This is a genomic window from Streptococcus oralis (assembly GCF_001578945.1).
Lineage (GTDB): Bacteria > Bacillota > Bacilli > Lactobacillales > Streptococcaceae > Streptococcus > Streptococcus oralis_Q.
The window spans coordinates 272,084-282,339 of sequence record NZ_KQ969551.1 but is presented as its reverse complement, the minus strand read 5'-3'; the positions used below and the strand labels follow the sequence as shown (position 1 = coordinate 282,339).

At 42.5% G+C, this 10,256-nt stretch carries 11 protein-coding genes; 2 read left to right on the top strand and 9 right to left on the bottom strand.

Annotated features, from left to right (window positions below; all coding sequences use genetic code 11):
• On the top strand, nucleotides 1-2,119 hold a 2,119-nt coding region (locus SORDD16_RS04070), incomplete at its 5' end, for a Xaa-Pro dipeptidyl-peptidase (protein ID WP_061452469.1).
• Nucleotides 2,120-2,137: 18 nt separating this feature from the next.
• On the top strand, nucleotides 2,138-2,608 hold the full coding sequence (locus SORDD16_RS04065) for an arginine repressor (protein ID WP_061452468.1): 471 nt from the start codon (nucleotides 2,138-2,140) through the stop codon (nucleotides 2,606-2,608).
• Between the two features lie 54 nt (nucleotides 2,609-2,662).
• Here the strand turns inward: SORDD16_RS04065 and SORDD16_RS04060 are convergent, their stop codons facing one another.
• The 9 genes from SORDD16_RS04060 to dnaG form a co-directional block, all read right to left on the bottom strand.
• Nucleotides 2,663-2,836 (bottom strand): hypothetical protein, encoded by a 174-nt coding sequence (locus tag SORDD16_RS04060; RefSeq protein ID WP_000502572.1) that lies wholly within the window; start codon nucleotides 2,834-2,836, stop codon nucleotides 2,663-2,665.
• Between the two features lie 9 nt (nucleotides 2,837-2,845).
• Nucleotides 2,846-4,156 (bottom strand): GTPase ObgE, encoded by a 1,311-nt coding sequence (gene obgE, locus SORDD16_RS04055; protein ID WP_061452467.1) that lies wholly within the window; start codon nucleotides 4,154-4,156, stop codon nucleotides 2,846-2,848.
• A 70-nt stretch (nucleotides 4,157-4,226) separates the two neighbouring features.
• Nucleotides 4,227-4,361 carry a DUF4044 domain-containing protein gene (locus tag SORDD16_RS04050; protein WP_000863854.1) on the bottom strand — a complete coding sequence of 45 codons (135 nt, stop codon included), beginning with the start codon at nucleotides 4,359-4,361 and terminating at the stop codon, nucleotides 4,227-4,229.
• A 43-nt stretch (nucleotides 4,362-4,404) separates the two neighbouring features.
• Nucleotides 4,405-4,596 carry a PspC domain-containing protein gene (locus SORDD16_RS04045; protein ID WP_001074503.1) on the bottom strand — a complete coding sequence of 64 codons (192 nt, stop codon included), beginning with the start codon at nucleotides 4,594-4,596 and terminating at the stop codon, nucleotides 4,405-4,407.
• A 22-nt stretch (nucleotides 4,597-4,618) separates the two neighbouring features.
• Nucleotides 4,619-5,935, bottom strand: coding sequence for a glycosyltransferase family 4 protein (locus SORDD16_RS04040; RefSeq protein WP_061452466.1), 1,317 nt, complete (start codon nucleotides 5,933-5,935; stop codon nucleotides 4,619-4,621).
• An 8-nt stretch (nucleotides 5,936-5,943) separates the two neighbouring features.
• A complete protein-coding gene (locus tag SORDD16_RS04035; RefSeq protein WP_061452465.1) occupies nucleotides 5,944-6,987 on the bottom strand; it encodes a glycosyltransferase family 4 protein in 1,044 nt (347 codons plus the stop codon).
• 113 nt (nucleotides 6,988-7,100) lie between these two features.
• The gene (locus tag SORDD16_RS04030) at nucleotides 7,101-7,430 is read right to left on the bottom strand and encodes a metal-sulfur cluster assembly factor (RefSeq protein ID WP_061452464.1); all 330 of its coding nucleotides are present in this window, start codon (nucleotides 7,428-7,430) and stop codon (nucleotides 7,101-7,103) included.
• Nucleotides 7,431-7,444: 14 nt separating this feature from the next.
• Entirely contained in the window at nucleotides 7,445-8,554 is a 1,110-nt protein-coding gene (rpoD, locus tag SORDD16_RS04025; protein ID WP_000201892.1) for an RNA polymerase sigma factor RpoD, read from the bottom strand.
• 2 nt (nucleotides 8,555-8,556) lie between these two features.
• A partial coding sequence (gene dnaG, locus SORDD16_RS04020) for a DNA primase (RefSeq protein WP_128973468.1) occupies nucleotides 8,557-10,256 on the bottom strand: 1,700 nt, incomplete at its 5' end.

The following is a 10,256-nucleotide window of genomic DNA, read 5'->3' as shown; positions in this document are numbered from 1 at the left end:
CTATCCTTTGTCTGCCCTAGCAGCGGATAAGGAGACCGATCTCCTCACCTTCTTTCAGTCAGACCATGACATAACTCCTGAGATTTTTTATACTGTAGTTTTTCAACTTTTAGGGTTTAGTTATTTGGTTGACTTTGAAGATGCCGAACAATTCCGTAAAGAAACTGGATTTCCTATTGTTTATGGAGATCTCATTGAAAATCTCTACCATTTGCTCAACACTCGAACCAAAAAGGGAAATACACTCATTGACCAGCTTATTAGTGATGGTCTTATTGCAGAAGATAATCACTACCACTACTTTAACGGTAAGAGCTTGGCAACCTTCTCTACTCACGATGTCATTCGTGAAGTTGTGTATGTTGAGAGCCGTGTGGATACTGATAAAGACGGACTCCCTGATTTGGTCAAAGTCAGCATTATTCGTCCACGCTACGATGGACAAGTCCCTGCTCTTATGACTGCCAGCCCTTATCACCAAGGGACCAACGACAAAGCCAGTGACAAGGCTCTCTACAAAATGGAAGGAGCGCTCGAGGTCAAACCTGCCCACACCATTGAGCTTAAGGAGCCTAAGTTGAATTTAGTTGAACCTCTTGGTCAAGCTGAACTCGTCTCTGAAGCTGAAGAAAAGGTATCTCATATCAATAGCTCATACACTCTCAACGACTACTTCCTCCCACGAGGATTTGCCAATCTCTATGTATCGGGTGTTGGTACCAAGGATTCCCAAGGTCTGGTGACCAATGGTGACTACCAGCAAATCGAAGCATATAAAAATGTCATTGACTGGCTCAACGGCCGTTGCCGTGCCTTTACTGACCACACGCGCAAGCGTCAAGTCGAAGCTGACTGGTCAAACGGAAAAGTCGCAACAACAGGAATTTCCTATCTAGGTACCATGTCCAACGGTCTTGCAACCACTGGTGTTGATGGCTTAGAAATGATCATCGCTGAAGCAGGAATTTCCTCTTGGTATAACTACTACCGCGAAAATGGTCTTGTGACCAGCCCTGGTGGTTATCCAGGTGAAGATTTTGACTCACTTGCTGAATTGACCTACTCCCGCAATCTCCTAGCTGGTGACTATATCCGTGGTAATGGAGCTCATCAGGCAGACTTAGAGAAGGTAAAAGAACAATTAGACCGCAAGACTGGCGACTACAATCAATTTTGGCATGACCGCAACTATCTAATCAACACCCATAAAGTTAAAGCTGAAGTTGTCTTTACTCATGGTTCACAGGATTGGAATGTCAAACCACTTCATGTTTATCAGATGTTTCATGCCCTTCCTAGCCATATCAATAAGCACCTCTTTTTCCATCATGGTGCCCATGTCTATATGAACAACTGGCAGTCGATTGACTTCCGCGAGTCCATGAATGCCTTGTTAAGTAAGAAATTGTTAGGATTTGACTCAAGCTATCAACTCCCTACTGTCATCTGGCAAGACAATACTATACCTCAAAGATGGCAGTGCCTTGACGACTTTGGCAAACAGGATAAACTGCATACTTTCTCACTTGGAACTGAGGAAAAAGTGATTCAAAACCAGTATGATCAAAATGATTTTGACCGTTATGGCAAGACTTACCAGACTTTCAACACCGAACTTTACCAAGGAAAAACCAATCAAATCACCATTGACCTTCCCGTAACTCAAGACATTCACTTAAATGGGCGAGCGGAGCTGAAACTTCGTGTCAAATCGAGTACGAACAAGGGCTTATTATCTGCTCAACTGCTGGAACTTGGACAAAAGAAATATCTGCAGCCTTATCCAGCTGTTTTAAGTGCTAGAACCATTGATAATGGTCGTTACCACATGTTAGAAAATCTCTGCGAACTGCCATTCAATCCAAGTGCCCAACGTGTCATCACCAAAGGCTACCTTAATTTACAAAATCGAAATGATTTACTAACTGTTGAGGACATAGAGGCTGACAAATGGATGAGAATCCAATTTGACCTACAACCTACGATTTACAAGCTGAAAAAAGGTGACACACTTCGCCTTGTTCTCTATACTACCGACTTTGAAATCACTGTCCGTGATAATACAGACTATCACTTAACAGTCGATCTCACACAATCCACTATCACAATTCCCTCATAAAAGGAGCTATTAATACATATGAATAAATCAGAACACAGACACCAACTCATCCGCGCTCTTGTGTCCAAAAATAAGATTCATACACAAGCAGAGTTGCAAACTTTACTAGCTGAAAACGACATCCAAGTCACACAGGCCACTCTCTCACGCGATATCAAGACTATGAATCTTTCAAAGGTTCGCGAAGAAGATCATTCTTACTATGTTTTAAATACTGGTTCCATCTCCAAATGGGAAAAACGCTTGGAAAACTATATGGAAGATGGCTTGGTCATGCTACGTCCTGTCCAGCATCAGGTTGTCCTCAAAACCTTGCCAGGTCTTGCCCAATCATTTGGAGCCGTTCTCGATGCACTTGATTTCAAACAAATCGTTGCCACCGTGTGTGGTGATGACGTCTGTCTTCTTATCTGTGAAAACGCTGAAGAAGCACAGACTTGCTTTGAAATTCTTAAAAAATTTGCGCCACCATTTTTCTTCAATGACTAAAAAATCCCCGTGATGACTACAATCACGGGGTTCTGTTTTATCAATGTTGATAGGCTATTTTTCTTCTTTATCAGCCTTCTCATTATCTTTTTTCTCTCGTGCCAATCGAAGGGCACGTTTTGGGTTAAGACGATTAAACAATTCTTCTAGTTTCTTTTCATTCCATACATCTGCTGCAGAAACAAAATTTCCATCTGCATCTCGAAATGATATCGGTTTATCTCCCATATCAATCTCCTAGTCTACAAATTCAAACTCAAATTTACCGATTCGAACCAAGTCTCCATCCTTAGCTCCACGCGCACGAAGGGCTTCGTCAACCCCCATACCACGTAACTGACGAGCAAACTTCATGACAGACTCATCACGGTCAAAGTTGGTCATGTTAAAGAGTTTCATGAGTTTTTCACCAGAAAGCACCCATGTAGCATCATCATCGCGGCTAATTTCAAAGGCTTTTTCTTCCTCATCAAAGCCATAGTAAGCCTCTTCTTCCATATCAGACTCATCATAAATCGGAAATTCTGGTGTCTTATCTAACAATTCAGCTGTCGCATCCAAAAGAGTTGCCAAACCTTGCTTAGTCAATCCAGAAATAGGGAAGATAGCTGGAAGTTCCTCGAACTCGTCGTAGTTTGCTGCCAACTTTTCCTTAAAAGTTTTCAGATTTTCCTGACTTTCAGGCATATCCATCTTGTTGGCAACGATGATCTGCGGACGTTCCATCAAGCGAAGGTTATAAGTTTCCAGCTCTTTGTTGATTTGAACGTAATCTTCATAAGGATCGCGTCCTTCACTGGCTGACATATCAATGACATGCAAGATGACACGGGTGCGCTCGATGTGACGAAGAAACTGGGTTCCCAGTCCAACCCCTTGACTAGCCCCTTCGATCAATCCAGGAAGGTCTGCTACTGCAAAGGATTCACCTGACGGCGTCCGAACCATGCCCAAATTTGGAACGATGGTTGTAAAGTGGTAGGCACCGATTTTTGGTTTGGCTGAAGTGATGACACTAAGCAAAGTTGACTTTCCAACAGATGGGAAACCGACCAAACCGACATCCGCCAAGATTTTTAATTCTAGTTGCAACTCACGTTCTTGGCCTGGTTCTCCATTCTCTGAGATTTCAGGTGCAGGATTTTTTGGTGTCGCAAAACGGATGTTTCCTCGGCCACCTCGACCACCATGAGCTACGATAAATTCTTGACCGTGCTCAATCAAGTCTGTAATGACTTTACCTGTCTCTGCATCACGTACAGTAGTTCCCTGTGGTACGCGAACACGAAGGTCTTCTGCACCACGTCCGTGCATTCCTTTGGTCATCCCTTTTTCACCGGAATCAGCCTTGAAATGACGGTTGTAGCGGAAATCCATCAAGGTACGTAAGCCTTCGTCTACCACAAAAACAACGTTACCTCCACGTCCACCATCACCACCCCAAGGACCGCCATTAGGGACATATTTTTCACGGCGAAAGGCAACCATGCCATCGCCACCATTACCAGCCTTGACCTTGATCTTGGCTGTATCTAAAAACATACTCATATTTTCTTCTCGCTTTAAAAAGGACTGGAAAATCCAGTCATTAGTTATTGTTTCTATCTTAGCAACTTGCTTAGAATCTGCTAAAAGCTCCAAGTGCTGTCGCAAAGATACCAGCAAGGGTTACAAACAACATAATTAGCACGACAAAAAGCGTTACTTTTTCAAACATTGTTTTTTTACGTTTTCCATTATCTCCAAAAGCCATTTGGACTCCTTTTTATTTCTCTTTGTTCTATTCTGATTCTCTTTTAATATTCGCTAGAAACAGGTGCAATTACCCATAAAATCAAGTAAGCAAGTACCCCTGCCCCATAACAAAAGGCAAGAACGCCCCAAATCACACGGACAATAGTAGGGTCAATATCAAAATAGTGGGCTACGCCTGCGCAAACGCCTCCAATTTTTTGATCTCTACCACTTCTCATAAATTTTTTTGCCATATTTTATTCTCCTATATTTTTACTAATCTCTCCAATAATCTCGGATGCTAGACAATTGCTCTTTAGAAGCCTTTAATATTCGTTTGGACTCTTTAACTGGAGCTGAAACAGCCTGCTGAGGTAGGTACAAAATAGTTTTTAAGAATCGCTGTGTCATAGGTTCGTCGCCACGTAGTTCCTGCTCAAATTTATTTGAAATAATGGCATCGAGATAAAACTCATGAACTCGTTTCCCAAAATTTTCAGCCGATATTTCATACAACTTATCAGCCAACCTCTGCTCATCCATATCTGGAGTGGCGATCAAGGCCTCCAAGATAGCACCCGCAAGATCATGCTCTCCATAGTAGAGGGTTCCAAACATTTTGCCACTGATCAAATTATCCAGATAAGGATTGCCATGAGCGATGACAGGCGTTCCACTTGCTAAACTCTCTAGATAAGTCAAGCCCTGGGTTTCACTCGTAGAGGCTGAGATAAAGAAATCAGCTGCTTTATAGTACAAGGCTGTCTCACTTGGAGCAATCATACCTGTAAAAATCACATGCTCTTGAATGTGTAATTTTACTGCTTGCTCTTTCAGACTGTCCAAGTAAGGACCGTCACCAGCAACAACCAGCTTCACCTTGTCTTCTTCTTTCAAAACCTGTGCAAAGGCGGCTATGACTGCTTGGATATTCTTCTCATAGGAAATACGAGAAAGACTCAGTAACATTTTCTCGTCTTCTTTAATCCCAAGCTTAGATCGAAGGGCAGCTAAATTCTCTTCCTTAATCTCAGGGCGTTCAAATTTAGCTAACTCAATACCTGTTGGGATAACTCGTTTTTCAACCTTGACTTTGTACTTAGATAGAAGGTTCCGAACAATCTCACTAGGACAAATCACGCCATCCACGTCGTGAAGAAAGCCCCGTACCAGATATTTTACCATGCTTGGCCGAATCAGCATGCCCTTAGCAATGTAATGCACATAGTCTTCATACTGGGTATGGTAGGTATGAATAACAGGAATTTTCAATTCTCTCGCAATCCAAATCCCTAACAAACCAAGAGAAAATTCTGTTTGGGTATGAATGATATCGAGTTGATACTGCTTGGCAATTTCAAGTGCCTTTGTAAAACCTCGGTAGGCAAATCGTCGATCCTTAAACGCAAAGAAAGGGACACTCGGAATGCGAATAATTTGCCAATCCTCGTATCGGTTCACATCTTTATCAGTTGTTGTAAAGATAAAAACTGCATGTCCTTGCTTTTCAAGCTCAGTTTTCAACGTCCGAATACTAGTCGCAACCCCGGAAACCTGAGGAAAATAGGTATCTGTAAATAAACCAATTCGCATAAATTACCTCACTTTTTGCCCAAAGCAGCCTGTTCTCGATAAAATTTTAACCAGATTTCCAACAAATGCTCCTCAGAGTACTCTTTGGAGATTTCGCGAGCTTTTTCTTTCAAGTCTTTTAAAGCTTCAGGGTCATTCTTGTATTCTAGGATTGCTTCTCTCATCTCTGAAACATCACTTGTAGCACGATAATTCCCATCAAGAATAACCTTATACAAATCCAAATCCCTCAACATAATCGGAGCCTCGCAACTAGCTGCCTCTAAGATGGTCATGGGGAATAATTCATTGTAACTAGGTAGCAAGAACAAATCTGCTAAAGCATAGAACTCACGCATCCTTTCTGGTGATACAATACCTGGAAAAATTAAATTTTTAGGTGGATTGTCCATAATTTTTTTATAGCGTTCATAACCATCTGTTATTCCACCAAACGAAAAACCACCAGCCCAGATAAAGGTAACTTCTGGCAATTCCTCGGCAAGACGGATAAAGTCATCTATTCCTTTTCGTTTCTGAACTTGACCCGCACCGATTACGACAAACTGATCTTCCGCTAAATCCATTTCCTTCCGGAGTTGTGCAACTTGTTCAGCTGGCAATGGATGCCATTTTTCTTTGTTTACAAAATTTGGGATATAAGTTACTTTTTCACGCGGAATACCAGCAACCACTAAATCCTCAATAAACATGGGATTGACCACCACCAAATGTTCCATTCGGTTGTAAAAGGAAAAAACATAGCGTTTGACAATTCCTTTTAGGAAAAATGGAATCTTCAAACTCCCCTCAAGCGTATCAGGCAAAAAATGCACGTAGCCAATTTTTCTCCCAGAGCGTTTCTTTTGGAAAGTGGATAAATAATAGGGGAAATCAATAGTGTGAAAGTGGGTTACATCTGCCTCTACAGGAAGATTCTCTGTAACAATCAACTGGTCTTTGGCATCTCGATGTAGGAGGCGTACCAACTCACGGTAGGCGCCTGATACTCCTTGACCAGCTACTTTTTCACTTGAACTCAGCATATTAATACGCAATTTTTCGTTTTCCATACCATTCATTATACCATTTTATTTCCAGAAAATCAGCAAAAGAAAGAAGAGACCAAAGGAAAAAGAAGGAGATTTCCTCATTTTCCAATCGTCTCTCACATTTTTCTTACTCTTTACTTAATTCCTAGGGCGATACGTGCGTATCGGCTCATTTTTTCAACCGTCCAGGCCGGATACCAGACCAATTTGACTTCGGTATTGGTTACTTCAGGCACATTTGTCATCGCATCATGTATCTGGTCCGTCAAAAGGTCAGCCAGTGGGCAACCCATAGTTGTCAAAGTCATATCAATTTCAGTGTGACCTGTTTCACCATCAAATCGAATTTCATAAATCAAACCTAGGTTGACAATATCAATCCCCAACTCAGGGTCGATGACTTCTTCCAAAGCATTTAAAATGCGTGTTTTGATCGTCTCAATTTGTTCTTCTGTATAAGCCATGTTCTTCCTCACTCTTAGTCTTCAATAAAATCACGAAGGGGTTTGCTTCGGCTTGGTTGGCGCAATTTTCTCAAAGCCTTGGCCTCAATCTGACGGATACGTTCACGAGTTACGTTAAAGACTTTACCAACATCTTCAAGAGTGCGCATTTTTCCATCGTCTAGCCCGAAGCGCAAGCGCAAGACGTTTTCTTCACGGTCTGTAAGAGTATCCAAGACTTCATCCAACTGCTCACGCAAAACGATTCGAGTTGTGTAGTCTACTGGATTTTCAATCACCTCGTCTTCGATAAAGTCCCCAAGATGACTATCGTCCTCTTCACCAATCGGTGTTTCAAGCGATACTGGTTCTTGGGCGATTTTCAAAATTTCACGTACCTTGTCAGGTGTCATATCCATACGTTCGGCGATTTGTTCAGGTGTTGGATCTTGTCCCAATTCCTGAAGGAGGTTCCGCTGTTCACGAACTAATTTATTGATGGTTTCTACCATGTGAACAGGGATACGAATGGTGCGGGCCTGGTCAGCGATGGCACGAGTGATTGCCTGACGAATCCACCAAGTTGCGTAAGTTGAAAACTTGAAACCTTTTGAATAGTCAAACTTGTCCACGGCCTTCATCAAGCCCATATTTCCTTCTTGGATTAAGTCAAGAAACTGCATGCCACGCCCTACGTAGCGCTTAGCGATAGAAACCACCAAACGAAGGTTGGCTTCGGCAAGACGTTGTTTGGCTTCAATATCACCAGCCTCAACAGCTAGGGCCAATTCTTTTTCCTCTTCGTTGGTCAAGAGAGGAACGACCCCGATTTCCTTCAAATACATACGGACTGGGTCATTAACCTTGGCAGAAGTTGAGCCAATCAAGTCCTCATCACTGAGTTCTGGTTCTTCTTCTGCACTAAGCACACGCGCACTTGGATTTCCTTCGTTATCTGTGATAGAAATTCCAGCATCCTGAATCCGTTGCAAAAGGTCTTCAATACCGTCTGCATCCAGGGTAAAAGGAATAACCAGACTTGAATTGATTTCGTCGTCTGTTGCTGTTCCTGTTTTTTTGTGGTTACGGATAAAGTCTGCTACTTGCACATCAAATGTCGTTACTTCTTTTTGTTTTGTTGCCATTATTACTCCATTCTTCTCTTTTGGGAAATCAATCGTTGCAATTCTTCCAAGGCTGTGTCTGTATCTCCTACATGACTAGCTTCCTGCACTTTCTTTTTAATTCTTAAGTTGTCCTTGTTGAGGAGGGCACGGTTTCGAGTCGCTTCGACTTCCGCTAGCTCCTGAGGCGACATCTCAGCTGGCAAATCCAGACTAAGCACGTGGTACCAAGCATTTTCAACCTCAGGCGTCTGATGAGAAAGTTCCTCTGAGCCGATTTCTCCCTGCTCACTTAATAATTCGTAAAGAATCTGAAATTCTGGGGTATCAAAGAAAAAATCTTCTCTTAATCGATAATCATTCAAAACAACTGGATTCTCAGCCATCCTATAGAGGAGATGAGCCTCTGCTCTCATGACTGCTGTCAGTTGCCGCGTCACAGGCAAACTAATCGCTACTGGAGCATGCTCCTCTTTGACTCTCTCCTGCCTTTGAACAATCCGACTTTCATTTACAATCTGCTCCACCTGCTGGTAATCAAAAGAAGGTAGATTATCCGCCAGAATGTGGATATAAGAATTCTGGGCAGTGATAGACTTTTCTTTGGCAATTAAGGGAGCAATCTTTTCAATGAACTCGATTTGCGCCTGCAAGTTGTCACTATTTTCTGGCTTGAGTTGGTGAATATAGAACTCTATAGGACTAATCCGAGTCTTGGTTAAAAGGTAAGCCAGGTCTTCAGCAGAATTCTTTTGCAAATACTCATCTGGGTCCATGGCATCAGGTACCCGAACAACCTCCACTGAAAAGTCTTTTAACTCCTCTAGAGCCTTGGCTGTTGCTGCCTGCCCTGCCTTGTCGCCATCATAGCTGAGAACAATTTTTTTGGTAAAGCGTTTGAGGTGGTCAACATGCTCCTTGCTTAAGGCTGTTCCCATGGAAGCCACGGCATTTTCTATACCAGCACGGTAGGCTGCAATCACATCCATGAAGCCTTCCATCAGATAGAGCTCTGTAATCTTACCTGTTCCCTTTTTTGCCTTGTCCAAATGATACAATTCGTAACTCTTGTTAAAAATTGCAGTCGAACGACTATTTTTATACTTGGCAGTCTGACTATCCGTTTCTTGCCAGATACGACCTGAAAAAGCAATAACCTGCCCCTTGTCATTGGTCAAAGGAAAGATGATCCGTCCGAAAAAAGTATCATAAAACTGATTGCCATCTGACAGATAAAACAAGCCAGAATCCAATAAATCCTTTTCCTCGAACTTATCAGCCAAACGTTGATAGAGATAAGTTCTCTCTGCTGGAGCCAGTCCAATCTGGAAGTGCTTCAGAACATCATCTGTCAATCCACGTTTGTAGAGATAAGCCCTTGCTTCTTCTCCCATCTTGGTCGTCATGAGGATGGCATGGTAAAAGCGTGCGGCTTCTTCATGCATATCATATAGAGCTTGATGAGGCGAAGCTTGTTGAGGACGAGACTGGACAGACATGGCTAGTTGAATACCGACGCGCTCTCCTAAGAGTTGAACAGCTTCCATGAAGGACACGCCTTGGTATTCTTCGATGAACTTAAAAACATCTCCTGAACGACCACAGCCGAAGCAATGATAAAACTGCTTGTCTTCCACAACGTTGAAAGAGGGGGTCTTTTCACCATGAAAAGGACAGAGCCCTAAATAGTTCCGTCCAGCCTTCTGTAAAGAAATCACATCAC

What these genes read in the sequence shown, in the direction of transcription:
- SORDD16_RS04040 (WP_061452466.1), bottom strand. Translation starts at nt 5,935, where the DNA reads ATGCGAATTGGTTTATTTACAGATACCTATTTTCCTCAGGTTTCCGGG.
- rpoD (WP_000201892.1), bottom strand. Translation starts at nt 8,554, where the DNA reads ATGGCAACAAAACAAAAAGAAGTAACGACATTTGATGTGCAAGTAGCA.
- SORDD16_RS04065 (WP_061452468.1), top strand. Translation starts at nt 2,138, where the DNA reads ATGAATAAATCAGAACACAGACACCAACTCATCCGCGCTCTTGTGTCC.
- SORDD16_RS04050 (WP_000863854.1), bottom strand. Translation starts at nt 4,361, where the DNA reads ATGGCTTTTGGAGATAATGGAAAACGTAAAAAAACAATGTTTGAAAAA.
- SORDD16_RS04045 (WP_001074503.1), bottom strand. Translation starts at nt 4,596, where the DNA reads ATGGCAAAAAAATTTATGAGAAGTGGTAGAGATCAAAAAATTGGAGGC.
- SORDD16_RS04035 (WP_061452465.1), bottom strand. Translation starts at nt 6,987, where the DNA reads ATGGAAAACGAAAAATTGCGTATTAATATGCTGAGTTCAAGTGAAAAA.
- SORDD16_RS04030 (WP_061452464.1), bottom strand. Translation starts at nt 7,430, where the DNA reads ATGGCTTATACAGAAGAACAAATTGAGACGATCAAAACACGCATTTTA.
- obgE (WP_061452467.1), bottom strand. Translation starts at nt 4,156, where the DNA reads ATGAGTATGTTTTTAGATACAGCCAAGATCAAGGTCAAGGCTGGTAAT.
- SORDD16_RS04060 (WP_000502572.1), bottom strand. Translation starts at nt 2,836, where the DNA reads ATGGGAGATAAACCGATATCATTTCGAGATGCAGATGGAAATTTTGTT.